This window comes from Pseudotabrizicola algicola, from assembly GCF_010915705.1.
GTDB classification, from domain to species: domain Bacteria; phylum Pseudomonadota; class Alphaproteobacteria; order Rhodobacterales; family Rhodobacteraceae; genus Pseudotabrizicola; species Pseudotabrizicola algicola.
This window is the reverse complement of sequence record NZ_JAAIKE010000003.1, coordinates 1-24,803: the sequence shown is the minus strand read 5'-3', so window position 1 is coordinate 24,803 and position 24,803 is coordinate 1. Positions and strand designations below refer to the sequence as shown.

Genomic DNA, 24,803 nt, shown 5'->3' with positions numbered 1-24,803 from the left:
GCGATCACATCATTTCCGAGCCTTGCCGCGCCGATCTGGCGGGCAGCCGGATCAGGGAAACATTATGCAACGCACCCTTCTCTGGAAACGCCTCCTGATATGGAGCGTCTGTCTCTGGGGCATCCTCTTCGCCCTACCCAATGCCTTCTATCCGATTGTAGAACGGCACAACGATGCCACCGCCGTCCTTGCCGAAACTGGTGCCTTGTCTGCGATGGACGAGGCCGATCTCGAAGGCTGGCCTTCTTGGCTGCCCTCCAGCCTCGTTGCTCTCGGTCTTGACCTGCGCGGCGGCGCCCATCTTCTGGCCGAGGTCCATGTCGAGGACGTTCATGCCGCGAGGATGGAAGTGCTCTGGCCGCGGGTCCGCGATTCCTTGCGCGCCTTGCGCGATCAGGTGGGCACAATCCGTCGACTGGATGCGCCCAGCGGCGAGTTACGGGTGACGATCAGCAACCCTGATGGCCTGTCGGCAGCCCTTTCAGCCCTCCGCGCCCTTGCCACTCCGGTCGTCAGCATGACGGGCATCGGGCAATCGGATATCGAGGTTTCGGGGGCCCGCGACACCCTGACCATCCGTCTGTCCGAGGCCGAACAGCAGGCATCCAATGAGCGCACGATCCAGCAATCACTGGAAATCATTCGCCGTCGGGTGGACGAGGTAGGGACCCGTGAACCCACGATCATGCGGCAGGGCGAGGACCGTATCCTGATTCAGGTTCCGGGACTCGGATCAGCCGCCGAACTGAAGGCACTGATCGGCACGACAGCGCAGTTGACCTTCCACCCGGTCCTTGGCCGCGCAGCCAGTGCCGAGGACGCGGGCAGCCCGGGCGACCTCGTCCTCCCCGCGTCGGATGAGCCGGGCGTGGTCTACATCCTTGACCGCAGCCCTGTCGTCAGCGGCGAAAACCTTGTCGATGCGCAGCCCGCCTTTGACCAGAATAACCGGCCAGCGGTCAGCTTTCGCTTTGATGCGCCGGGCGCGCGCGCCTTTGGCGACTATACGGCGGCAAACATCGGTGCCCCCTTTGCCATCGTGCTTGATGGCGAGGTGATCTCGGCCCCCGTCATCCAGAGCCATATCGCTGGCGGGTCCGGCATAATTACCGGCCAGTTCACTGTGGAGAAGACGACTGAGCTGGCCGTTCTGCTGCGGGCGGGCGCCCTACCTGCCGGCATGACCTTCCTTGAAGAACGCACCATCGGCCCTGAACTCGGGTCTGACAGCATCGAGGCCGGCCAACGCGCCGCGGTGATCGGAATGGCGGCTGTCGTGGTGTTCATGATTGCCTGCTATGGTGGCTTTGGCGTTATGGCGAACATGGCACTGGCGCTGAACATGGGGCTGTTGTTTGCGGCCTTGTCCGTCATCGGAGCGACACTGACGTTGCCGGGGATCGCGGGGATCGTGCTGACAATGGGCATGGCGGTCGATGCCAACGTCCTGATCTTCGAGCGCATCCGGGAAGAGTTGCGCCAGGGCCGTCCCGCGGGCCGCGCCATAGAGGTCGGATTCGAAAAAGCGCTTTCCGCGATCATGGACAGTAACATCACCGGCCTTTTGACCGCGCTGATCATGTTCGCGGTTGGCTCTGGCCCGGTGAAGGGCTTTGCGGTGACACTGGGGCTCGGCATTCTGACCTCGATGTTCACGGCCGTCTATGTGACGCGACTGATCATCGAGACATGGATGCGGTGGAAACGTCCAAAGACCATCACTCTCAACGGGTTCATCAAGCTCGCGCCGGACAGGACCACGATCGATTTCTTCCGCGCCCAATGGCTGACCTTCGGGGTCTCGGTGGCGGCGGTCGTGGCATCCCTTCTTCTGGTTGCGACCCTTGGCCTGAACTTCGGGATCGACTTCAAGGGCGGGACCACGATCCGGGCAGAAACGCCTCAAGCCGTCGATATTGGCAGTTACCGCGAGGCCCTGTCAGATCTGTCGCTCGGCGACATTTCGATCACCGAGGTCTTTGATCCCGCCTTCCGGGCGGATCAGCATGTCGTGACCATCCGGATTGAAGCCCAGCAAGGCGTAGAAGCCTTGTCACCGGAGAGTGTGGCGCAGGTCGAGGCGGCCATCAAGGCCGTCGATCCTGCCGTTGCCTTCACGGCCGTGGAGTCGGTCGGCCCCAAGGTTTCGGCGGAACTGATCTGGCTGGCATTGGCCGCGGTCGGCGCAGGGGCGGCGGGCATTCTGATCTACGTCTGGCTGCGGTTCGAATGGCAGTTCGCGCTAGGCACAGTGGCGGCACTCGTCCATGACGTGGTCGTCACGGTCGGGGTCTTCGCAGCTTTGGGATTGAAGTTCGATCTGACGATCGTGGCCGCGCTTCTCACCATCCTCGGCTATTCGGTGAACGACACGGTGGTGATCTTCGACCGCCTGCGGGAGAACTTTGCAAAGTACAAGGCCATGCCGCTGCGCGACCTGATGAACGTGTCGGCCAACGAAACGCTTAGCCGCACGCTGATGACCGCATCGACCACGCTGATCGCCCTGCTCGTGCTCTTGGTCTTCGGCGGGGATGTTATCCGTGGCTTCGTTTTCGCCATGGTGCTGGGGGTCATCTTGGGCACTTGGTCCACGCTCTACGTCGCCAAGAACATCGTGCTGTTCCTTGGCATCAACAGGTCTGAAAAGACCAAGCGTGGCGCAGATCACGAGTTCGCCAACATCGACGCGTGACGACATCGGCACCGGCCTGATCTGGCCGGTGCCACTGAATTCAACAGAAGAGTGAGGTGCCCCTAGATTTGTAGACGCTTTGCGCCCTAACTTTGAGGCTAGGAGGCCGTTATGGGGACAAGCAATTACAGCGACGAGTTCAAGCGAGACGCGGTGCATCAGATCATGGTGCGAGGATATGCTGTTCGGGAGGTTTCCGGGCGTTTGGGCGTCAGCACGCATTCGCTCTATAAGTGGATCAAGCTTTTTGGCGGTCCTGAGCCGAAGAAGCCTGGCGTCGACCATGAGGCCGAGAACCGTCGGCTGAAGCGCGAGCTTGCCCGGGTGACCGGGAAGCGCGACATCCTGAAAAAGGGCCTGCCAGTGGACGCCATCGGTTCAAGACCGCTGGCAGGCGCGTACTTCGCGCAGAATGCAAAGTGAAGTACGCCTTCATGCAGGCGCATCGGGCCGAGTTCGGCGTCCGGGCCATGTGCCGGGTGCTGCGGATCCACGTCTCCGGCTTCTACGCATGGCTTAAGGAACCGTTAAGTCGCCGCGCGCAGGACGATGCGCGGCAGACAGCCCTGATACGGCAGGCCTGGTCCGATAGCGGCAAGGTCTATGGCTATCTCAAGCTGGCTTACGATCTGCGCGATCAGGTCTCCGAGAACCGGGTCGCCCGGCTGGCCAGTCTTGCAGGCATCATTGCCCAGATTGGCTACAAGCGCCGTCCGGGACGATATGGCGGCAAGCCTGCTGTTGTCGCGTCCAACACCCTGGACCGGCAATTCGAGGTCGATGCGCCCGACAAGGTCTGGGTGACCGATATCACCTACATCAAGACACATGAGGGGTGGCTGTATCTGGCGGTCGTCATTGACCTGTTCTCGCGCCGTGTGGTCGGCTGGTCCGCCCAGCCTCGCAAGGCGACCGACTTGGCGCTGCAGGCTCTGCTCGCGGCCGTCTGGCGGCGCAAACCCAAGGCCAAGGTGATGATCCATTCCGACCAGGGATCGCAGTTCACCAGCCGTGAGTGGCAGCGCTTCCTCAGCCAGCACAATCTGGATGCCAGCATGAGCCGCCGCGGCAACTGCCACGACAATGCGGTAGCGGAAAGCTTCTTCCAACTCCTCAAGCGAGAGCGCATCCGCCGACGCACATACCAGACCCGGGAAACCGCAAGGCAGGACGTGTTCGATTACATCGAGATGTTCTACAACCCAAAACGCAAGCACACAAACAACGGCATGCTGTCGCCCGTTGACTTCGAAATCAGGCAGCAGAAACTGAACGAGGCAGGTCCCTAGGAAACTAGGGGCACCTCACTGAGCCTAAAACTGCGGTGACGATCGCCATTTGCCAAAGCGCACCAAGGCTTCGGGGTCGGTCGGCGGATAAAGCCCGATGATGCGTCTGCCGAGATTCACTTCTTCCAGAACAAAGGCCTCGAACAACTCCATTTCTACCGTCTCCGCTGCAATCGCGTCAGCAAGATGCCGGGGGATGATCATCACACCGTCACCATCTCCCATCACGATGTCCCCGGGATAGACCGCAACTCCACCACAGGCGATCGGCAGGCCTATATCCACCGCATGGTGTTTCGTAAGATTGGTAGGGGCCGATGGCCCGGCGGCATAAATCGGCATCCGGAGAGACGCCGCTCCGGTCGCATCTCGTATACCGCCATCGGTGACGACACCTGCGGCACCCCGCACCTGCAGTCGCGTGAGCAAGATCGAACCTGCGGATGCCGCAGAGGCATCCTGCCTACAGTCCATGACCAGCACCGCCCCCTCTGGGCAGTCTTCTACGGCAACACGCTGGGGATGATCCGGTTCGCGAAAGGCATCCAGCGGATCGGTGTCGGGCCGGGATGGAATGTGGCGCAGCGTAAAGGCGGGGCCGACCATCGTGGCCCTTTCTGTCGAAAGCGCGGAAACGCCCTGCACATAGGCGTTGTGAAACCCGCGTTTGAACAGCAGCGTCGCGACCGTCGCCGTGCTGGCCTGAGACAGCAGCGCAAGGGTATCGGGACGCAGGGGGATGGACTCGGCCGGCAGGGGATTTGGCATTTCAGGGTCCTTATTGGCAAGTGCGCTGTGACGCGCGGCGATGCAAAGCCTTGGCTCAACGCGACTATGCGTCTCAGGAAAACAACATGCCGCCGTTGATGTCGACATTGGTGCCCGTGATGAAGGCCGAGTCTTCGCAGGCCAGAAACAGAACCAAGTTCGCGGCATCCTCCGGCACGCCCTGCCGTCTGACGGGTGCGGCCGCTTCAAAGCCGCGGCGGGCAGCGTCGGGGGTGTGGATGTTGTGGAAGTCAGTATCAATCATCCCCGGGCACAGACCGTTCACCCGGATCGTGGGCCCCAGTTCCTTGGCAAGCCCGCGGGTCATGGTCATCACCGCGCCCTTCGACGTCGCATAAGCGATCGCCCCCGCACCGCCACCATCGCGTCCAGCCTGGCTTGCGATGTTTATGATGGCCCCTGATATCATATGCGGCAGGCAGGCCTTGATGGTCAGGAAGGTGCTGGTCAGGTTCAGGTCCATTACCGCCTGCCAATGCTCCAGCGGCATTTCGGCAATGGTCTTGCGCGCAATCAAGCCACCAGCATTGTTGACAAGCACATCGATCGCACCAAAGGTTTCGACTGTCTTGGCCACAAGGTGCTCCACATCGGCAGGCCTGTTAAGATCCCCCTGCACCGCAATGGCATTGCCCCCCAAGGCATTGATGCGCGCAACCGTTTCTTCCGCGCCTGCACTGCTGGCGAAATAGTTGATCACCACATTTGCACCTTCCGACGCCAGCTTGATCGCACAAGCCCGCCCAATGTCGCGACCGCCTCCGGTTACAATCGCCGTTTTTCCGCGAAGTTTCATGATCTATCCTTGTTTTTGGAGAACGCGCATCACGCGATCAGGTAAAGCTCTGCCCGGCGGTGACCGCGATGATCCCGCCAAGGATGATGGTATCTGTGCGCAGTCTTGCGGCGGCGCTTGGCGCTAGCCGAGAAAATCTGCACGGCAGGGCGTAAAGATATCCAGCAGCACCCCCGCCTCGAGACAGACGGCGCCGTGCTCAACGTGAGGCTGCTTGTAGGTCGAATCCCCGGCCGTCAGCACCTGCGTAGTGTCACCAATCGTGAACTCGAAACGGCCCGACAGGATGTAGGTGATCTGCTCGTGCGGATGGCTGTGCAGGGCTCCGACAGCACCTGTGTCGAAGTGAACCTCCACACACATCAGGTTGTCACTGTACGCGGTGACCTTTCGCTGGATGCCACCGCCAAGGTCCACAAGCCCGGTCTCGGTCCCGGCGAAAAAATTCATGACCATCTTAATTCTCCTTGATGTCTTTTCAGTTCAGGGCGCGTCAGATGGTCGTGCCTGCCAGCTTCTTCAGAACAACCTTGAACGTATTTTCTTCGGCATCGGTGAAATAGAAGTCGGCGTCGTAGCCCTGATCGTCGATGAAGTGAAAAATCCGGCGCGGCGCGTCCTTCGGATAGGGCACCAGCAAGGTCACGATCCGTTGGCGCGCGGTTTTTGGAAACCGCGCGGTCAGGCAAGTGCTGACTGGCAACCCCTCGAAATCAGCCGGATCGACACCGGGGAACCCGGTCTCTTGTTCAAGTGTCGGCGCGCCACCTTCGGACCACAGGATCTCGCCATAGAAGCCTGCCTTTTCGCCCAGGTTGCGGAACGACGACCGGGCAAGCTGAAAGGGTTGATTGGCGTGCAAACGCCAGTCGACCGCGACAGGCTCGGTCGCGTCGATCGAGTCGACGAATACAAGGAAACTGTTGTTGAAGAAGTAAACTTCCCGCTCAACCAAGGTGACTTCCGGCGAAAGCAACGCATAGGCGGCCGTTGCATCGCCCTTGATATAGATGTGGTCATCCCGCTGTTCTGCCGCCAGAATCCTGCCGGTGGACTGCATCTGCAGGGCTTTGTTGCGATCTGCATACTGGCCCTTGCCGTTTATCAGGATGGCATTCTTGGAACGTGTCTGGCGACGCCACGCCTGATGCATGGTGCTGTTGAAGGCAACGTAATGGCCGGACTGAATGGCCAGATCCTCTCCAAAGGCGGACAGACAGAAAGCGTTCTGGTCCCCGTGGCTGTGGCTGATCGAGCCGAAGGGGGAGGATTTGAACACAAACTGGATGTGCTTGTCCGGATCGTCCATCTTGTGCTGGACGCCGACCCAACCGATCCCCTTGAACCACCGCAATCCGCCCTTGGGAGGCACAGGATCGACAAAGGGATAATCGGTCCGATAGGTCATTTCATCGAAATTGGTATCCCACCAGCCGTAATTGTAGAAAGCCATCTCTGTGCCAGGGTTCAGCTCAAGCAGGGCATCGCAATACCACTGGTATTCACCATCGCCCGTCACACCGGCAAACTGCCGCATATTCAGCGCCGTCTTGATGCCGGGCAGATCACCCATGGTGCTGTCGTCCCCGAACGAGGCGCGGCGGGTATTGGGAGCCTTGCAATACAGCGGGAAGTCGGCGGTTTGCTGGAGAAATGGCCGTTGATAGAGGTCAAGGCCGGTGAAGGATCTGAGCTGGTTTGCAGCGTCGATCAGATAAGCCATGCCCATCATCCAGTAATGCGTGCCCTCTGCCCAGCCGCCATCACTGTCGCCCCAGGGAGAATAGACGGTGAACAGGAACTCGACACAGTAATCAAGCCATTCGCGGACTTCGCGCCCGCCCTCCTCGGCATCATCCAGCAAAGCGATGCAGGCCGGAATCAATGTCAGGGAAATGGATCTGACGGCGTGGCTGTCATAGGGGAAAAGGTGGATATTCGCGCTCTTGATGGCATGGTGGGCGATGTCCCGCGTGCGCGCCAGCAGCGCAGCGCGGACCTTTGCCCGCTCATCGGCATCCAACACCTCATAAAGCCAGTCATATCCCCAGGCCAGCCCGTTGGTGACACGATAAGCCCATTCGTCGGTGTAGGCCCGCGAAGTGACGCCGAAGGGATCCCATGACGCAGCTTCAAGCAGCCACTCCTTGGCTCGGGCCAGCATCTCTGCGTTTCCCGTCACCGTGCCGCCGATGGCAAGATGACGAATGGCATACCAGTGCTCTTGCAGATCGATATAGGTCTGACGCCAGATCGCGGCGACGCGCTGGTGGTTTGGATAGCCCTGCGGCTCGCGCATCACGTCGCGGTCCATCCACGGCAAGACCGACCGATCATAAAAGGTAGACCATGTGCAATGCGTGGGGTCGGCGGCCACCGCGGCACGGAATGCCTCCAGTCGTTTCGGGCCAAGCCACAGGCGCGGATGGGCCGTGTCAGCATTGGCATAACGGGTCTTGCGCGAAGGCAAAGGCGTCGCGGGCAAATCTGCAGGCAGCACAAAGCTGCGGCTCACACTCCATTCGGTCGCAGGAGCGCCCGTCTTGACGTCCCAGACTGCATAGGACCAGTGATAGGTGCCGGGCCGAAGGACCGAGTCCGGTGTGAAGAAATTGAGCGGAATGTCCGTGAAAAGCTGTGTCGCCTTCGTCGGATATTCTGGATCGGCAGATAGGCGCAGCACATAGGTCGCCTCGTCCTCGACCACCGGCAACCAAGTGAACCGGGGCGGATTCTCGACCGGCGCATCATCCGGGCCGGGAGCATACTGGATGTTAAGACGTCCGGCCGTCGGCTGGTCGAGATAGGCTTTTGCGGTATGGGAGGCGATTGGCATCAAAGTGGTTCCTCGTGCCCTGTCTTGCAGTCATGAATGGGGAGGGTGCCGCTTGCCGATACTCGGCATGCGGCGGTTTTGCCGGGCTCAGCCGCCGTATTGACGCTCGTGGGCCGAGTTCATCACTTCAATGACCTGCGCATAGCCCATTCGGTCGAGGGTCGCGATGTAGGCATCCCAATCCGCTTCGACATTGCCGCTGCCAAGGATCCAGGCCTGCTGACGTTCCAGCATGTAGGTCAGAAGCGTGGGCCAGTATCTGTCGTAGACCGCTTGCTCTTCCTTGTTGAAGGCGACGCCAAGGAACTGGTCGATCAGCAGGTCATTTGCCTCGTAAAGCTCGATGCCCGCACGGGCTTCTTCCGACGTCCACTGCCATTCATAGCGGTAATCCTGTGGATAGCCCCGGAAGATCTGCGCGCCTTCCAAATACATCTGGCTGTTCACGGGCTGATCGCTGTTCAACACCTCCGGTTTGTAAACCGGCTCACCGTCCACCATGTCCCAGGTTTTGCCCTCGACTCCGAAATTGGCAAGGTTGCGGCCCTCAGGGGTGAAGAAGAAGTCAAAATACTTGACCGTCTCGACCGGGTGTCGGTTCGCATAACTGATCGCCCAGCCATCTGGCTTGATCGGGATACGGCGATGTTCTTCCATCCGCACCCCATTCGCCGAGGCGGGTGGCAGGAAGGGAATGAAGTTCATGCCCGGCACCTTTTCCGCCAGTGCGATGTTGTATCCGGAGGTCGAGGCGAACCAGTCATGGGTCGAGCCGCCAAGGTTCTCCGACAGCAGATAATCCCGCGAAGACGCACCACGGGTAAAGATCTCGGGGTCAATCAGACCTTCGGCATACCACTGCGCGATGTTGGCCAGACCGACGCGGTAGGCCTCCTGTGCGTAGGGATGCACCACCTGCCCGTCCTCATTGACATAGCAGTCATGATAGGTGTCCGATCCCGATGACCTCGCATCCCACAGGTTCAGCAGGCGCAGCACTTCTTCCCACTGGCGGGCGAAATACGGAATCTCATCCTTGCGGCCATTGCCGTTCGGGTCCTGCTCACGGAAGGCCTTAAGCACCTGGTAATATTCATCGACGTTCTGCGGTTGCTCCAGCCCCAGCTTGTCAAGCCAGTCCTGACGGATGTACCACGCCCGGCCGAACTTGCCGTCCGGCAGGTAGGGAATGTAGTAGTAATTGCCGTCAGCGGCCGAAATCGCTTCCATCAGGCCCGGGTTGTTATCCCAGAACGCCTGGATATTCGGGGCATGCTCCCTGACCAGATCATTCAGCGGCACGAAAGCGCCCTCCGGCCCGTACTGGTTGACCGGCTGCTGGATGGAGTTGCCGCCAACGATGTCGGGCAGATTGCCGGTGGCAAGCAGCAGGTTCATCGCCTCGCTGTTGTTTGTGGTGTTGCGACCCGAAGTCCGGTCGATCAGGTGAATGCCCGTCATTTCACGCGCCGCCTGTTCCACCGGATAGATCTTGCTGGTATCGCCCCCCACCCCATAACCCTGCGCACGGGGCCAATGCATGTGGATGGTCAACTCCAGCGGCGTGTCGACGATCCTGAGGTGATCATCGGCGAAAGCCGGGGCCGTCATGGCGGTGGAGCCGAGAATGGCCAGTGCTGCATATAGTCTTCGCATTTTGGTTTCCTCCCTTGATACGAACTTTCGCGTCATTCCTTGACCCCGCCCAGCAGGATCCCCTTGGAAAAATACTTCTGTAGAAACGGGTAGATGAGCAGGATCGGAATGATCGAGCAGACCATGATGGCTGCGCTGACCGTCTCGAAAGAATAGCTGGCGGTCATAAGCGAATTGGCGAACTGCTCGTCGTCGCTCAGCTCTGCAATGACCTTGCGCAGATAAACCTGAAGCGGGATCTTGCTCTCGTCCTGCAAAAGGACCATGGCCCAGAAAAACCCGTTCCAGCGCGAAACGATGCAGAACAGCGCGACGGTGGCGATGGCGGGCTTCGACAGTGGCATGTAGACCTTCCAGAGCACCTGGAACTCGCTTGCCCCGTCCATCCTCGCAGCCTCTTCGAAACTCTGCGGAATGCCTTCGAAGAAATTGCGCAAAAGGATGATGTTGAAGCCGTTTACGGCAAAACCGATGATGATGCCAAAGTAACTGTCCAGCAGGCCCAGATCCCGCATATTCAGGAAAAACGGGATCATGCCGGCGTGAAACCACATGGTGAAAGCAACCATCAGGTTCCAGAACCGTCGTCCGTATAGCTGCGGGCGCGACAGGGCATAGGCCCCGGGAATGATGAATGCGAGGCTCATCAACGTCCCGCCCACCGTGTAAATCAGCGTATTCCGGTAGGACGACCAGAAAAGAGGCTCGGCCAGCACACGCTTGTAGGCTTCCAGCGTAAAGCCCACCGGGGTCAGAATGACATTACCGGCCCGCGCCTCAAACCCGCTGCTGAGCGAGAGAGACGCGATGTAGATAAAGGGGTAGAGGGTAGAGATCGTGAATAGACCGATCAGCACCATGTTGAGGATGACAAAGGCTCGGTCGCCGCGGGAATAGAGGTTCATGTTGATCATGGCTATGTCCCCTCACCAAAGTGATGTGCGCGAATAACGCTTCGCGATCGTGTTGGCGGTCATCACCAGAACAAAGGCCACAGCCGCATTGAACAGGCCGGCAGCAGCTGCAAGATCGTATTGGCCGCCCTGAATCCCCTGGCGGTAGATAAAGGTGTTCACGACATCGGCAGTCTGGTAGGTGGCGGGCTGATACAGGAGGATGATCATCTCGAAGGAAACTTCGAGCATGTTCCCGATCCTGATGATCAGCATGATGATGATCGTCGGCAGGATCGAAGGAAGGGTGATTTTCCACATCATCTGCCAGCGGCTGGCCCCATCCACGACCGCACTTTCGTAGAGCGTCGGAGAGACCCCGGCGATGGCTGCCAGATAGACGATGGACTGGAATCCCGCCTCTTGCCAGATGCTGGTGCCGACGAAGATCGGACGAAACCACTCTGCTCGGGTCAGGAAATAGATCGGCTCGATCCCGAACCATCCCATTACGGTATTAACGATCCCCGCCGACGGCGAAAATGCTGTGATCACGATTCCGGCGATGATCACGGACGAGATGAAATGCGGCAGATACACAATGGTCTGCGCTGTCTTCTTGAAAGTCTGATGCAGGATCTCGTTGAACATCAGCGCGAGCAGGATTGGCATCGGAAAGCCGAAGATCAGGCTGTAAAAGCTGATGATCACCGTATTCTTCAGCGCGCGCAGAAACTGCTCATTGCCGAAAAGCGTCTGGAAATGCTCCAGCCCGACCCAGGGACTGCCCGCGACCCCGCGAAAGATTGAGTAATCCTTGAACGCGATCTGGAGTCCATACATCGGCTTGTAAAGGAAGATCAGCAGCCAAAGGATCGTCGGGATCAGCATGACATAAAGCTGCCATTCCCGCTTCAGGTGGTCACCCACCCGCTGAACACGACCCCCCTTGCGCCGCCGCAGCGCCTCACTTGCGTCTGCGACAAGCGCTTCGGTGCGCGGACCTGTGACATTGGGATCGCTGCTCATTGCGTCATCACCTGCCCGGGTAGCGCCAACCCAGTCTTGGCGTCGAAGACGCGCACCAGATGCGGCGCGATGGTAAAGCCCGATACCGCGTCCAGAACGGTTTTCTGTCCCACCGTCTCGGTGCGGATGACAAAGGGCTGGCCCTGCAACAGCGCATGGATCAGCGCCTCCGATCCCAGCGTTTCCACGATGTCGACCTCAAGCTGCACCCGGTCTGTCACGCTCTGATCGGCCAGGGTTACGAACTCCGGACGGATGCCCAGCATCACCTCCCGCCCCACCGCATCGCGCAAAGATTGCAAGGGTTGCAGCGTGACCTGCTGGTCGCCGAACACCGCGACCGGCGCAGCGCCTCCTGCCTCGATCCGCGCCCGAACCATGTTCATGGGGGGCGAACCGAGGAAGCTTGCGACAAAAATATTGGCGGGATTCAGGAACAGATCCATTGGGGTGCCAATCTGCTCGATCCGCCCGTCATGCATGACGACAATGCGGTCGGCCAATGTCATGGCCTCAACCTGATCATGGGTGACATAGATCGACGTGGCACCCAGCCGCTTGTGCAACCGTTTGATTTCGGCGCGCATCTGGGTCCGAAGCTTTGCATCGAGGTTCGAAAGCGGTTCATCAAAGAGAAAAACCTTCGGCTGCCGCACGATGGCGCGCCCCATGGCTACCCGTTGGCGCTGTCCGCCAGAAAGATCTGCAGGCCGCCTGTCAAGATGATCAGTCAAACCGAGAATGCCGCTGACTTCTTTTACCGCGGCGGCAATCTTCTCTTTGCTTTCCTTGCGGATGCGCAGGCCAAAGGCGATGTTGTCGGCAACATTCAGATGTGGGTAAAGCGCGTAGTTCTGAAAGACCATCGCCACGTCACGATCCTTCGGCGCGACGCGATTCACATGTCGACCGTCGATCTCAAGGGTGCCGTCGGAAATCTCTTCCAACCCTGCGATCATGCGCAGCGTCGTCGACTTGCCGCATCCCGAGGGGCCGACAAGGACAACGAATTCCTTTTCCTGGACTTCCAGGTCGATGCCATGGACGACACGATGCGCCCCATAGGCTTTCACGATCCCAGTAAGACTGACGCCCGCCATATTCCCTCCCCTTGGACACTGCCGCCGCCGCGCCAGCACACCGGGCAAGCGATTCGCCTGTCCCGTTAAACTGGTATACTAGTAATTTATCTGGTATACTAGTATGGAGTGCGGTAAGAGACTCGCAGGCCGTCCTCTGGAGCAACGGAAAGCACCCAATGAAAATCCTCGATGTCACCGTCACACCCGTTGCGATTCCGGACGTCCCGATACTGAACACCAAGGGCGTGCATTCTTCTGTTTTCCTGCGCTCTGTCATTCAGGTGCACACCGACATCGGCCTGGTCGGGCTTGCCGAAACCTATGGCGCGAAGCGCACCCTCGCAGGGCTGAACGCCGCCGCCCGGGGTCTCGAAGGGCTTGATGCCTACGATCTGCAGGACCTGCGCCGGCGGGTCGAACGAGCCCTGCCGGATGCGGGCGGAGTGAATGCCCCCACCGCTCTGGCGGATCACAAGCTGGTGGATGTCGTATACAGTGCCTTTGAACTTGCTTGTCTTGATCTTCAGGGCAAGCATGTCGGACGTCCCCTGTATGACCTGTTGGGTGGCGCGGTGCGCAAAACCATTCCCTTTGGCGGATATCTGTTCTTCAAGTTCGCCAAGCAGGATCTAACCTTCGGCCCCGACATGATGGGCGAAGTCATGACGCCGGATGCCCTCGTGGCACAGGCCCGCGACTTTGTCGGCCGGTTCGGATTCCGCTCCCTCAAGCTCAAGGGCGGTGTGCTCGAACCCGATCTCGAGGTTGAAACCATGCTCAAGTTGCGGGAGGCCTTTCCGCACCATCCCTTGCGCATCGATCCGATGGGGGCATGGACGGTGCCGACGGCCAAGCGTGTCGTGGACCAGTTGGAAGGTGTACTGGAATATCTGGAAGACCCGTGCCGCGGCATGGATGCGATGGCAGAACTCTCAGCGCAGATCGCCCTTCCGCTTGCGACAAATCTGGTCGTGGTAGAGTTCGAGCAGATTATCGAAGCGGTTAGGAAAGACGCAGTTCAGATCATCCTGTCCGATCACCACTACTGGCGGGGTCCAAGGGGCTGCATCCACTTAGGCGAGATCTGCCGGGCTGCCGGCTTGGGCGTATCCATGCATTCAAACTCGCATCTGGGAATCTCGCTTGCCGCAATGTGCCATGTGGCTGCTGCGACGCCGAATCTGACTTACGACTGCGACACGCATTATCCTTGGTCTACCAAGGAGATTGTCCGCTCCGGTCGGCCGGTTTTCAGGGATGGAGCCCTTCAGGTGCCTGAAGGACCAGGATTGGGTGTGGACCTCGATCATGAGGCGGTTGCTGAACTGCACGCGCTTTACAACCGCGCGATGGTCAAAGATCGGGACGACACCGATGAAATGCTGAAATACATACCCGATTATGTGCGCAAGGTGCCACGTTGGTAAGCAATGAAATGAACCTGGGAATTGTCTTGCGATCGTTCGACCATTGCACGGCAATTCGCGGCGGCCAGTCAGGCGCGGCCCCGGACATCCCATCACACACGAGGCGAATGTGACCCATGGCACTAGCACCGCAATCAAACGAGCGTCGGCCATGCATGGACGATATCTATGACTACCTGCACGGCGAAATCCTATCGCTCCGCCTTAAACCGGGTGACAAAATTTCCGAGGCCGAAGTCGCTGCCCGCTTCGGTGTTTCGCGCCAGCCCGTGCGCGATGCCTTCAACCGTCTTGCAAATCTCGATTTGCTGGTCATCCGCCCGCAAAGAGCCACAGAAGTCAGGCGCTTTTCTATGCGGGAAATCGAAAAGGCACGGTTCGTACGCGCCGCGATCGAAAGCGAAGTGCTGCGTCAGGCTGCCCGACACTGCGATGCGGTTGGCGCGGCCTTGCTGGATGCGGCCATCGGCGCCCAAGAGCGCGCCATTGCCGAAAACAATGTCGATGGATTTGGCGCGCTCGACTACCAGTTTCACGAAACGCTCTGTCACATCGCCAAGGCAGAATTCGCTTTTGATGTGATCCTGACCGAAAAATCAAAGGTCGACCGGCTGTGCATGCTAGGGCTTTCGAAAGAGGACCGCATGCCGGAGTTGGTCGAAGATCATCGGGCCATCGCTGCCGCAGTGAAGGCGAATGACCCGGCGCGGGCGGTAGAGCTCGGAATGCTGCACCTGTCCCGTCTCGACAAGACGATTGAGCGCATCTCGGTGACCAACGCGAATTACTTCGAACCGCCGGAAAGCTGATCCTCGAACGGTGTCTGCCGACACCTGACACCCGCGACAGCCATTCAAACACCGGGCGCTTGGAAAAGTCCCGCCGCGCCCCGCGGCGTGCCCTCGACGCCCATTGGAACCCTGCCCGATGCCTATTGGTTCACCCGAACACGCCCCCAAAACCCGCGCCATGCCGAGCTCGCGACATGTGCTTGCCTTGGCATGGCCCATGACCGTGAAGGCGATCTTCCTGCACGGAACCGTCGTGATTGACGCCTATCTCGTCTCATCCCTTGGCGAAGCTGGCCTGGCAGCGATGGGTCTGGCGGCGGCGCTCGCGGGCTTTGTCCTCGGTGCGATTCTGGCGTTCGCAAACGCGATGCAGATCCGCACTGCGCAGGCTGTCGGGACCCGAGATCCCGTCTTTCTCAAATCGGCCCTCGCCTCCGGCATGGCGGTCAGTCTGGCCGTCGGCCTTGCCGGGCTCACCATCATCTGGGTCTTTGGCGCAGCCTTGATCGGATGGCTGGCACCCACTGGCGAGATTGCACAGCAGGCCCAGCAGTATCTGTCCGTATTCTCTCTGGTGATCCTTGGCGAAGCGGTCGGCCAATGTCTTTCCAGCTATTTCAACGGCTGCGGCGAAACAAAGATCCCGCTCTACAGCTTCTGCCTGTCGCTCCCGGTCAATGTCGCGTGCAGCATCGTGCTGATTCACGGCTATTGGGGCCTGCCGGCCTTCGGCGTCGCAGGCGCGGCAATGGGCAGCGTCATTGCCGTCTTTGTGCAGGTGGGTTTTCTTGCCTTTCGCTTCTTCAGAAACAGCGGCCATATCCTCCGCATACCCGGCTGGCATCAACCCGGCTTTGCCGCCACGTTAAACCGCCATCTGGCGTTTTCGCTGCCGATCGCCGCAACCTTCCTGAGCGCGACCGTGGCGGCGCATGTCTGCACACTGATCTATGCCAAACTGAGCGTGAATGAATTTGCCGCGATGACCCTGATCGCGCCGTGGATCATGGTGACAGGGACAGTTGGGATGCAATGGGCTCAGGCGACGGGCATCATCGTGGCGCAACTCTTGGGCCAGAAGGAAGAGGAAGCGGTGCTAGACCACTTTCTGGCGAGCGCGTGGCGTGGTGCCTTCGTAGCTGCCGGTCTGGTATCGGCGCTGCTGCTTGCGGTCTGCCTGTCTGCAAATGTCCTCTATGCCGACCTGAGCACAGAGACTCGTTCGCTACTGCTGGTTTTTCTGCCCGTCCTGCTGATCTTGCCCTTTCCGAAGCAGTCCAACGCGATTTGCGGCAACACCCTGCGGGCCAGTGGCGACACGATCTATGTGATGCACATCTTTATCTGGGCCCAATGGTTGTTCCGCGTTCCGGCAACAGCGGTGGCCGTGCTTTACCTTGACCTTTCCGCTGTCTGGGTCCTGTCGTTTCTGCTGTGGGAAGAGTTGATCAAGTTCCCCGCGTTTCATCGGCGTCTTTGGCGGGGGGACTGGAAGCGGTCGGACATTTCAGACTGAGCGTGGCATTTTTCGCGCCCATACGGACGACCGGAGTTCTAAAAGCCGTGAAGCCCGGACAAGCCTGTATCGTCCAGCTGTTCCGGGTCGGGCAGGTCACGCAGCGATTGCAGGCCGAAGGCGATTAGAAAAGTGTCTGTGGTGACGAAGGTGTAGGGCGCTCCACGGTGGGGGGGCGCGGGGGCCGGTGCCGATCAGGTTTTGCTCGGCCAGACGTCCGATCAGGTCGCGGCTGATCTCTTTCCCGAAGATCTCCTTCAGGCCGTCGCGGCTGATCGGCTGGTGGAAGGCGATTGCGGCCTGCACGGCGAGGTCGAAGTCCGAGAAGTTCAGGCTCTGGTTCGTCACATTTGCCGCCGCGCGGATCATCGGGGGCATAGGCGGGCCGTGTGCGTAGCATCCAGCCGGTGCCGACCGGCGCCACCTAATAGCAGCGGCCCTCCATCGCCGCCGCCAGATCCCCGATCAGCACGTCGACCGAAACCCCCTCCCCCACCAGACGGGCTAGATGGTCACGCGGGACGGGCGTGGCAGCGGGAAACGGCACGGCTTCGATCCGGCGCAACCATTCGCGCCAGCGCAGATCGGCGGGCAGGTCGGCAAGCTCCCGATCCTGCTGTGGTTCTGGCCGTTGCGCCATGATCAGAGCCCGTAGAGGCGAAAGGTGTCCCGCCCGGTCAATTCGCGCAAGGCCCTTAAGGTGACCAGACGGTCACAGAGCCGCCGTGCCGCCCGGTCCGACATGAGCACGACAGGAACAGATCGACCGCCCGGCCCGCCGCCTTGGCGCGCAGCGTCGGGGCGACCGCCCGAAGGCGGGCCGCCGCCCGGGCCAGATCGCTGGCCAGCGGCAGCGCTTGACCGACGGCAGAGACAACGGCGCGGTGACAAGCCAGCCGCAGATCATCGCCTTGCAAGCGTAGATCGCGGGGCTTGAGCGTCAGCGCCAGAAGCGACAGCACATGAGTTGCCGCCAACGCTTTTGCCAACGCGGCATCGGCCAGGATCAGGGCGGCGGCCTCCGCTCGCGGACTATCGGTCAGCACCGCCTCGATGACCTGCGCCGCGCGGTCCACTGGGGGCCGTCCGGTGGCATCAAGGCAAAGCGCGATCCGCTCTGCCGCTATTCCTTCCAGCGCATTGACCAGATGCGCGACCGCAACCGGCCGCGCCGCCGCGCGTGTTGCCCTCGGCCGCCACGACCAATCGGTCTGGATTTATCGGCAGGCTGACAGGCCGGTTGGCAAACGAGGCCGGCACGCTGAAATGATTGCGCTCGAAGCTGATCAGGCACGTGGGCGAGACGCGTTTCCTCAGTTCGACAAAGCAGACAAATGCAACGGGCTCTGGTAATGAGTGGGCCAGAGCACCGAGATGCGTGACGTAACCCGAGGGCGGTCTAGCCCGCGGCAACTGGGCTAAACGTGGGACACGCAGAAATGCCAACACATGCGGAATCCTGATCTCTGCTTCTTGCACGATACTTAATAAAATCATGGGTCGCCAACGCAGAGGCTTTGGGCAGAATACTATCGTGCAAGCCAATAATCATTCACTAGGGACCTATTGAGTTCAAGCATCGCTGACATGGCCATTTTCGCGCCATTTGCGTCCCTTGCGGCGATAGCTTCGGCGACGGCCAGATGCCCTTCGCGACTGACCGTCTCGTTATCAGGGTTCAAGACCCCGAATTCGTAGGAGACGCGCAACATCGTGAGGATGATCTGCCGCATCTGACGCATGACCGTGTTCCGCGTCATGTCGAGCAAGGTGACGTGGAACTGGCAGTCGGCTGCGAACAGGCGTTCCACATCGTCCTGATCCGGATGGATGTCGTTGGCGGCGGCAAGAAGGATGCGCGCCTGCTCTGGCGTTCCACGCCGCGCCGCAAGTTCGGCAGCAGCAGGTTCCAGGATGGCGCGTAGCTCTGTCGTCTCGGCAAAAATCCTCTTTATCCTTGGATGTGTCGATTCGTGCCACGCCACGACATCACCATCCAGAAGGTTCCACTCCTCAATCGGACGCACTCGCGTTCCGTAGCGACGCGCCGTCCGTACCAGTCCTTTGCCGGAAAGCACCTTTATCGCATCGCGCACGGTGGCGCGGCTGACCCCGAGCGACAGGGCGAGTTCCTCTTCTGTCGGCATCACCATATCTTGCGGGTAGACGTCGTTAGCAATCCGCCGCCCCAGCATCTCCACGGCCTGTTTGGCAGCCCCGGTTGGCAGCGACGTCCCGAATTCGGTTGGAATACGAAACTCGGGCACCCGTTTCGGCGGGACATGAACTTTCGAGGAACTGGCTTTCACGCAGCAAACTTTCCTTTACATATGATCTAAAGATCATCATTCTACATCGTATGTAGAGCCAGATGGCCTGCACTGGCAATGCCCGGTAGCATGCAGCAAGACCTTCCGCCCGCACAGCCAGCTTTATGGAGGAGGAAAACCCATGACCTTAAGACGTGTGCTGTGTGCCGCCGCATTTGTAACGGCGTCCTTTACCGGCAGTTTGGCTATTGCCTAGACAACGGAGATGAAGTTCGGAATCGGTATGCCCGAAGGGCCGAGCCCTGAGTATCAGGCGCTGTCGCGATTCAAGGACTATGTCGAGTTCAAGAGTGGCGGGGAAATTTCGGTTCGCCTGTTCCCGGGAAACCAGTTGGGAAGCGAGCGCGAGATGCTCGAAATGATCCAGCAGGGCAGTCTTGAAATGAGCTTTCCGGCTGACGGGGCGATGGGCGGTTTCTACCCGCCGATGCAGGTCTGGTCGATTCCCTACGTCTTCGAGTCTGCGCCGATCGCGTGGCACGTCATGCAAAGCGACTTCGCCGAGCGTATGAAGGAAGATATCCTTAAGACCACCGGTATCCGCGCGCTGGCGTTTTCGCAAAACGGGTTCCGGTCTTTCACCAACAATGTCCGTCCGGTGGTCAGCCCGCAAGACCTGGCTGGTCTCAAGATACGTACGATGGAAAGCCCGGTCTACATGACCATGGTGAATGCCATGGGCGCGACGGCAGTTCCGATCGCCGGGTCCGAAGTCGTTATGGCCTTGAAGCAGGGCGTTGTGGATGGTCAGGAAAACCCGCCCGCAGTTGTGTCCAACGGCGGCCATGGTGAGGTGCAAGACTACTATACCCTCAACGAGCATACATTTGGCCTGCATGTGGTGGTTGCCAACAACGATTGGTTCAGTGCGTTGCCAGAGGGGCATCAGCAGATCATTGCAGACGGGGCGCAGATGATGGCGGCCACCGAGAACCTTCTCAAGACTGAGGGGGATTGGCTTTACAGTCGCCGTCTGGTCGAGGAAATGGGTATGAAGATCCACGTATCGACCCCCGAGGAAAAGGCCGCGTTCAAGGCTGTGGCGCAACCGCCGGTGCTTGCCTTCATCCGCGAGAATGTCGGGGCCGAAGTCGTTGATGGTCTGATCGCAGCGGTCGAAGCCGCGAAAGCCGATCTTTACGGCAACTGAGCGCTCAGGCTGCGGCTCCTCTTGTTCGGGCCGCAGCCTTCCTTTGCCGGTCTTATCGATGAATTGCGGGGGGGGGCACCGATGAACCATGCTGCCAAACGGGCTGCGCGCACGCTTGCACGCACAACTGAAATTTTGGCCTGTCTGCTTATGATCTTCGTAACAGTGCTGAATCTGACGCAGGTGGGCGGGCGCTATTTTTTCAGCGTTGGCTTCAGCTGGACCGAAGAGGTGATGCGCTACTCGATGATCTGGCTGATGATGATGGGCAGCGTAGCCTGCATCTTTCGCGCCGAGCACATGGGGATCGAGGCCTTGGAGGCAAAGGTTCCGCCGCATTTGTCCCGCTATGTAAAATCGGCGCTTTATTCTGTGGGGGGCGTGTTTTGTATCGTTATCCTCGTCTATAGTTACCCGCTTGCCCTGCGGAATGCGGCGCAGACGGCACCTGCCTCCGGTATCTCGATGATCTTGCCCTATGCTGCGCTTCCGGTCGGGGCCGCCCTGATGCTCTTGCAGATCGCGCTGAGTTGGTTTTCGGGGTTCGAACGCGACGGACCCGGGCCCGTCGAGCTGGCGGTGTCACCCGTGAATAAGGAAATGCGCTGATGTTTGCAGTCGCTGCTCTGGGAATCGTCCTTTTGCTTCTGGGCGTGCCTGTAGCGTTTTCGTTGGGTCTGGCGGGGATGTTGGGTGTGTGGATGTCGGGTCTGCCGCTGAGCGTCACGGCCACGCGGCTATTTACCGGCGTCGACAGCTTTGTGTTTCTTGCCGTGCCTTTCTACATCCTTGCCGCAGAGATCATGAGCACGGGCGGCATTACCGCGCGGTTGATCGCCATCGGGTCCGCCCTGACAAGCTGGCTGCGGGGTGGGACGGCTTTTGCCAATATCGGGACATCGGTGATGTTTGCCGGCATCTCGGGTTCAGCCGTGGCCGATGCGGCAGCCTTGGGCCGCGTGTTCATTGAAGAAATGCCCAAAGAGGGATATTCCAAGGAGTATTCTGCGGCAGTTACGGCCGCGTCGTCCATCGTCGGGCCGATCATCCCGCCGTCCGGTCTGGCGATCCTGATGGCTGCTGTAACCGGCCTGTCGGTGATCGACCTCTTTCTGGCGGGTATCCTGCCGGGCCTGCTGCTTGCGGGGGCCTGCGCGGCGGTGGTCGCAATTGGCGCCCTTCGCGGAAAACTGCCCAAACCCCAGCGGATGACGCTGCAACGGGAAGGCCTGGGCCGGATGTTGCTGGAAACGTTTGCCGTCCTGACGTTGCCGGCGATCATCCTTGGTGGCATGATTGCCGGGATCTACACGGCCACCGAGGGCGGCGGTATTGCGGTCGCCTACGCGATTTTTCTGTCCACGGTCGTTTTTCGTGTGATGACGCTGCGGGGCTTGTGGCTGGCGTTCATGCGGGCGGCACGAACCTCGGCCAGCATCTATCTGTTGGTGGCAGCTGCGACAATCCTGTCTTATGCACTTAACATCCTCGGAATTTCTTCTTGGGTCTCCGGCACCGCCAGCCTGTTTCAGGACAGCCCTGTCCTGTTCCTATTCGCAGTAGCCGGGCTGATGCTGATACTGGGCACATTTCTGGACATCGGCGCTGCAATCCTGATCTTTGCGCCGCTGATCACGCCGGTGGTCAACACCTTGGGCATCGACCCGATGCAGGCGTGCATCGTCATCATGCTGACCCTCGCCATGGGACTTCTGACACCGCCTGTCGGGGTTGTGCTTTTTGTCGTGATGCGGGTGGGCGGCATCGGGATGCTGCCGCTTTTGCGCGAACTGCTGCCTTTCTTGTTGGCCCAGTTGGCGGCTATCGCGCTTTTGTGCCTAGTTCCGGAAATCTCCAGCACCCTTCCGCGTTTGCTGAACTGAAGCGAGAGACGATATGAAAATCACTGCTATACGCACTGTTGTCGTGAATGCAATCCATCGCAATTGGGTCTTCGTAAAGGTCGAAACCGATCAGCCCGGGCTTTACGGCTGGGGCGAGGCGACCCTTGAATGGAAGACGCGCGCGGTCATCGGTGCGGTGGAAGATTTGGAGCAATTTGTTCTGGGACAGGATCCCCGGAGGATCGAGCATATCTTTGCCCGGATGACAAAGTTCAGCTTTTGGCCGCTTGGGTCAATAGGCTTGACGGCTGTTTCGGCAATCGATCAGGCCCTGTGGGACATCAAGGCAAAGGATTTGGGGGTTCCGGTCTGGCAGTTGCTGGGTGGGCAGGTGCGGGATCGCGTCCGTGTCTACACCCATTTGCGCCGTGCAAGGATCGGCGCGCAGGTTGGGACGAATGATATCGGCGCCTTCTGCGCGGCTGTCGAGGAAACAATTGCCATGGGGTATAACGCGATCAAGCTGGGGTTTGTGCCCTATTGTGCCTATGAGGCGACGGTGCCCGATCTGCTGCATGTCGAAAAGACCGCTATGGCCGTTCGGGAACGGGTTGGTCCTGATGTAGCAATCATGACTGATTTCCACGGCCGTCCGGCCTCACCCGAGGTAGCAAAAGCTTTTATCGACGTAATTGCACCGATCCGGCCGCTTTTTGTCGAAGAGCCGATCCAGCCGGGCCACGCCTCTGCAATGGCGGGTTTGGCCCGCCGCGTGGACTGCCCTCTGGCCACCGGCGAACGTCTGTTCACCCTTCGGGAGTTCGCAGAACTCGCCGAGCTTCAGGCCGTCGCCCATATCCAGCCCGACCTGAGCCATTGCGGTGGGCTGACAGGAGGCAAAAAGATCGCAGCAATTGCCGAAGCTGGACAGATGGGTATTGCGCCCCATAACCCGATGGGCCCAGTGGCCGGGGCGGTCGCTCTCCATTTTGACGTGGCCACCCCCAACTTCCTGATCCAGGAAGAAGCGGTCGGACTGGTGCCCTGGTTTGATGAGGTTTTTGACCATCCGATGCGTCTGAAGGATGGCTGCTGGGAGGTCCCGACAGGTCCCGGTTTCGGCATCGAGATCAATGAGGAAGCTGCCGCGCGACATCCGTTTGCGCCAGAAATAGTTCCCGCACTTGAAGCGGTTCTGGGCGATGGAACCATTGCAAGCTGGTAAAACTGGATTGGTCTGGCAAATCCTCGAACTGTGGAGCGAGCATCCCCACGTATGCGGGTGCGATTAGCGTGACCGGCGTTCACTTAAAGGGGACAATTGCTGAACTCGAATCAAAGTTGCTTCAGGGCGCATCAATGCCCCATCTGATTGCCGTTTATTTTAGCAAACTCCGATCACCAAGACGCGGAGCGTAATCGCTCAGAAGAATTCTTGACTGAACCCTCTGGCTGTGTATCTTCGATCGTGTGGCGTTTGATCTCAATGGCGAGAGAGCCACAGCCTCAGGACACTGATACCGACTCGGCCGGATGGCAACGTAGCCCCAAGCGTTTTGCGCATGGGGTTTGTTTGTTTTGGAGACGCTATTGGGAAAGACCTCGATTCCGCTTGGGCTCATGTTTTCGCAAGAAGGGCCTTATGCTGCCGTTGGCGAAAATATGTCTCGTGGGGCGCATCTCGCGGTCGGCGAGATCACAGAAGACTGTGCGTATGACTTTTCGTTTGAGTTGCACTGCGCTGAACCAGGCGGGCGCAACGAGGGCTATGTCGCATCTGCGCAAGCGTTGCTTGCCCATCCAAGCCTTTGGCATGTGATCGGATGCTACACTTCCTCCAGCCGCAAAGAAGTGTTGCCAGTCTTTGAAAAAATGGACGCGCTGCTTTGGTATCCGTCACATTACGAAGGATTTGAGACGAGCGAAAACATTGTCTACACTGGCGCTGCGCCCAACCAGCACGTGGTGCCGCTAACCCATTATGTCCTGTCTGAAGGCGGGCGCCGCGCATTTATGGTTGGATCCAACTATATCTGGGCTTGGGAAAATAACCGGGTTATGCGTGAAATTCTTGCACGCAATGGCGGCCAAGTGCTTGGGGAACGTTATCTTCCAATTGATGAAGTGAACGTTGGCGAGCTTGTTGACTTGATCCTTCGGCATTGTCCAGATTTCGTTTTTTCTACCCTGATTGGTGAATCGGTAATCCTCCCCGTTTTAACGGGGCGCGACCGTAGAACTCACGCGGCCATTTTCAGCTTCATGGCGGGTGTGACGCCGCCGATGCCCATGTTGGGGCGTTCGTTGTTGTAGGTCCACAGCCATTCGGTGGCGATCTGCTGCACCTCCTCGATGGTTTCAAAGATGTAGAGGTCCAGCCATTCGTGCCGGACCGTCCGGTTGTAGCGCTCGACATAAGCGTTCTGCTGCGGCTTGCCGGGCTGGATGTAGGTCAGGGCGATGCCCTGCTTCTCAGCCCAGATCGTCAGCGTTGAACTGACATATTCGGGGCCGTTGTCGACCCTGATCGCCAAGGGCTTCCCGCGCCATTCGATGTGGAGGAGGATCAGGAAACGGTCCAGTGGACCGTTTCCCCGACGACAGGTTCAGGGAGCGGACGACCCGTTCGGCGGGCAGCGAAAAATCGACCTCGATCCCCAGGCCCTCGCGATTGAAGTCG

General features: G+C 59.5%; 19 protein-coding genes and 4 pseudogenes. 10 read left to right on the top strand and 13 right to left on the bottom strand.

Translation table 11 applies throughout. The annotated features are described in order from the left end of the window. Positions 1 to 64 precede the first annotated feature (64 nt). Both secD and G3572_RS10020 read left to right on the top strand, forming a co-directional pair. A complete protein-coding gene (gene secD, locus G3572_RS10025) occupies positions 65 to 2,695 on the top strand; it encodes a protein translocase subunit SecD (RefSeq protein ID WP_164611371.1) in 2,631 nt (876 codons plus the stop codon). A gap of 111 nt (positions 2,696 to 2,806) precedes the next feature. Further along, positions 2,807 to 3,984 (top strand): IS3 family transposase gene (locus G3572_RS10020; protein WP_240335502.1). Its coding sequence is split into 2 segments (ribosomal slippage): positions 2,807 to 3,062 and positions 3,062 to 3,984, totalling 1,179 coding nucleotides; the frame shifts between segments, so codons are not numbered across the junction. A gap of 24 nt (positions 3,985 to 4,008) precedes the next feature. Here the strand turns inward: G3572_RS10020 and G3572_RS10015 are convergent. The 8 genes from G3572_RS10015 to G3572_RS09980 all read right to left on the bottom strand — a co-directional run bounded on the left by G3572_RS10015 (position 4,009) and on the right by G3572_RS09980 (position 13,122). Further along, entirely contained in the window at positions 4,009 to 4,752 is a 744-nt protein-coding gene (locus tag G3572_RS10015) for a ribonuclease activity regulator RraA (RefSeq protein ID WP_164611369.1), read from the bottom strand. 73 nt (positions 4,753 to 4,825) lie between these two features. After that, entirely contained in the window at positions 4,826 to 5,569 is a 744-nt protein-coding gene (locus tag G3572_RS10010; protein ID WP_164611367.1) for an SDR family NAD(P)-dependent oxidoreductase, read from the bottom strand. Positions 5,570 to 5,692: 123 nt separating this feature from the next. Next, positions 5,693 to 6,025 (bottom strand): cupin domain-containing protein, encoded by a 333-nt coding sequence (locus G3572_RS10005; RefSeq protein ID WP_240335501.1) that lies wholly within the window; start codon positions 6,023 to 6,025, stop codon positions 5,693 to 5,695. 37 nt (positions 6,026 to 6,062) lie between these two features. Further along, positions 6,063 to 8,405 (bottom strand): heparinase II/III domain-containing protein, encoded by a 2,343-nt coding sequence (locus G3572_RS10000; protein ID WP_164611365.1) that lies wholly within the window; start codon positions 8,403 to 8,405, stop codon positions 6,063 to 6,065. 87 nt (positions 8,406 to 8,492) lie between these two features. After that, entirely contained in the window at positions 8,493 to 10,061 is a 1,569-nt protein-coding gene (locus G3572_RS09995; RefSeq protein ID WP_164611363.1) for an extracellular solute-binding protein, read from the bottom strand. 32 nt (positions 10,062 to 10,093) lie between these two features. Next, a complete protein-coding gene (locus G3572_RS09990) occupies positions 10,094 to 10,975 on the bottom strand; it encodes a carbohydrate ABC transporter permease (RefSeq protein ID WP_164611361.1) in 882 nt (293 codons plus the stop codon). A gap of 12 nt (positions 10,976 to 10,987) precedes the next feature. Continuing rightward, on the bottom strand, positions 10,988 to 11,983 hold the full coding sequence (locus tag G3572_RS09985) for an ABC transporter permease (RefSeq protein WP_164611359.1): 996 nt from the start codon (positions 11,981 to 11,983) through the stop codon (positions 10,988 to 10,990). Continuing rightward, positions 11,980 to 13,122 carry an ABC transporter ATP-binding protein gene (locus G3572_RS09980; protein ID WP_354004029.1) on the bottom strand — a complete coding sequence of 381 codons (1,143 nt, stop codon included), beginning with the start codon at positions 13,120 to 13,122 and terminating at the stop codon, positions 11,980 to 11,982. Before G3572_RS09980 ends, G3572_RS09985 begins: the two co-directional genes overlap by 4 nt. 119 nt (positions 13,123 to 13,241) lie before the next feature. Here G3572_RS09980 and G3572_RS09975 point away from each other — a divergent pair, with 119 nt between their 5' ends. The 3 genes from G3572_RS09975 to G3572_RS09965 all read left to right on the top strand — a co-directional run bounded on the left by G3572_RS09975 (position 13,242) and on the right by G3572_RS09965 (position 16,799). After that, entirely contained in the window at positions 13,242 to 14,492 is a 1,251-nt protein-coding gene (locus G3572_RS09975; RefSeq protein WP_164611357.1) for an enolase C-terminal domain-like protein, read from the top strand. A gap of 155 nt (positions 14,493 to 14,647) precedes the next feature. After that, on the top strand, positions 14,648 to 15,301 hold the full coding sequence (locus G3572_RS09970) for a GntR family transcriptional regulator (protein ID WP_240335500.1): 654 nt from the start codon (positions 14,648 to 14,650) through the stop codon (positions 15,299 to 15,301). Positions 15,302 to 15,461: 160 nt separating this feature from the next. After that, positions 15,462 to 16,799, top strand: coding sequence for an MATE family efflux transporter (locus tag G3572_RS09965; protein WP_164611354.1), 1,338 nt, complete (start codon positions 15,462 to 15,464; stop codon positions 16,797 to 16,799). Positions 16,800 to 16,837: 38 nt separating this feature from the next. Here the strand turns inward: G3572_RS09965 and scpB are convergent. The 4 genes and pseudogenes from scpB to G3572_RS09950 form a co-directional block, all read right to left on the bottom strand. Then, positions 16,838 to 17,439, bottom strand: a pseudogene (scpB, locus tag G3572_RS09960) (SMC-Scp complex subunit ScpB). Positions 17,440 to 17,441: 2 nt separating this feature from the next. After that, positions 17,442 to 17,911 (bottom strand): annotated as a pseudogene (locus G3572_RS09955) (DUF1403 family protein). Between the two features lie 73 nt (positions 17,912 to 17,984). Continuing rightward, a pseudogene (locus G3572_RS22420) lies at positions 17,985 to 18,137 on the bottom strand (Mu transposase domain-containing protein); the annotation flags it as partial. Between the two features lie 191 nt (positions 18,138 to 18,328). After that, positions 18,329 to 19,108: a FadR/GntR family transcriptional regulator gene (locus tag G3572_RS09950; RefSeq protein WP_164611352.1), complete on the bottom strand. Its 780-nt coding sequence runs from the start codon at positions 19,106 to 19,108 to the stop codon at positions 18,329 to 18,331. A 226-nt stretch (positions 19,109 to 19,334) separates the two neighbouring features. On the opposite strand from G3572_RS09950, the gene G3572_RS09945 reads away from it, so the two are divergent. The 5 genes from G3572_RS09945 (at position 19,335) to G3572_RS09925 (ending at position 24,436) form a co-directional block, all read left to right on the top strand. After that, positions 19,335 to 20,279 carry a TRAP transporter substrate-binding protein gene (locus tag G3572_RS09945; RefSeq protein ID WP_240335499.1) on the top strand — a complete coding sequence of 315 codons (945 nt, stop codon included), beginning with the start codon at positions 19,335 to 19,337 and terminating at the stop codon, positions 20,277 to 20,279. A 150-nt stretch (positions 20,280 to 20,429) separates the two neighbouring features. Next, positions 20,430 to 20,888 carry a TRAP transporter small permease gene (locus G3572_RS09940; protein ID WP_205518682.1) on the top strand — a complete coding sequence of 153 codons (459 nt, stop codon included), beginning with the start codon at positions 20,430 to 20,432 and terminating at the stop codon, positions 20,886 to 20,888. Further along, positions 20,888 to 22,162, top strand: coding sequence for a TRAP transporter large permease (locus G3572_RS09935; protein WP_164611350.1), 1,275 nt, complete (start codon positions 20,888 to 20,890; stop codon positions 22,160 to 22,162). Before G3572_RS09940 ends, G3572_RS09935 begins: the two co-directional genes overlap by 1 nt. A gap of 13 nt (positions 22,163 to 22,175) precedes the next feature. Continuing rightward, positions 22,176 to 23,348, top strand: a complete 1,173-nt coding sequence (dgoD, locus tag G3572_RS09930) for a galactonate dehydratase (RefSeq protein WP_164611348.1) — start codon at positions 22,176 to 22,178, stop codon at positions 23,346 to 23,348. 365 nt (positions 23,349 to 23,713) lie between these two features. Continuing rightward, positions 23,714 to 24,436 carry a transporter substrate-binding protein gene (locus G3572_RS09925; protein ID WP_205518681.1) on the top strand — a complete coding sequence of 241 codons (723 nt, stop codon included), beginning with the start codon at positions 23,714 to 23,716 and terminating at the stop codon, positions 24,434 to 24,436. Here the strand turns inward: G3572_RS09925 and G3572_RS09920 are convergent. Continuing rightward, positions 24,364 to 24,803: pseudogene (locus G3572_RS09920) on the bottom strand (integrase core domain-containing protein); the annotation flags it as partial. The gene G3572_RS09925 and the pseudogene G3572_RS09920 sit on opposite strands and share 73 nt — an antisense overlap.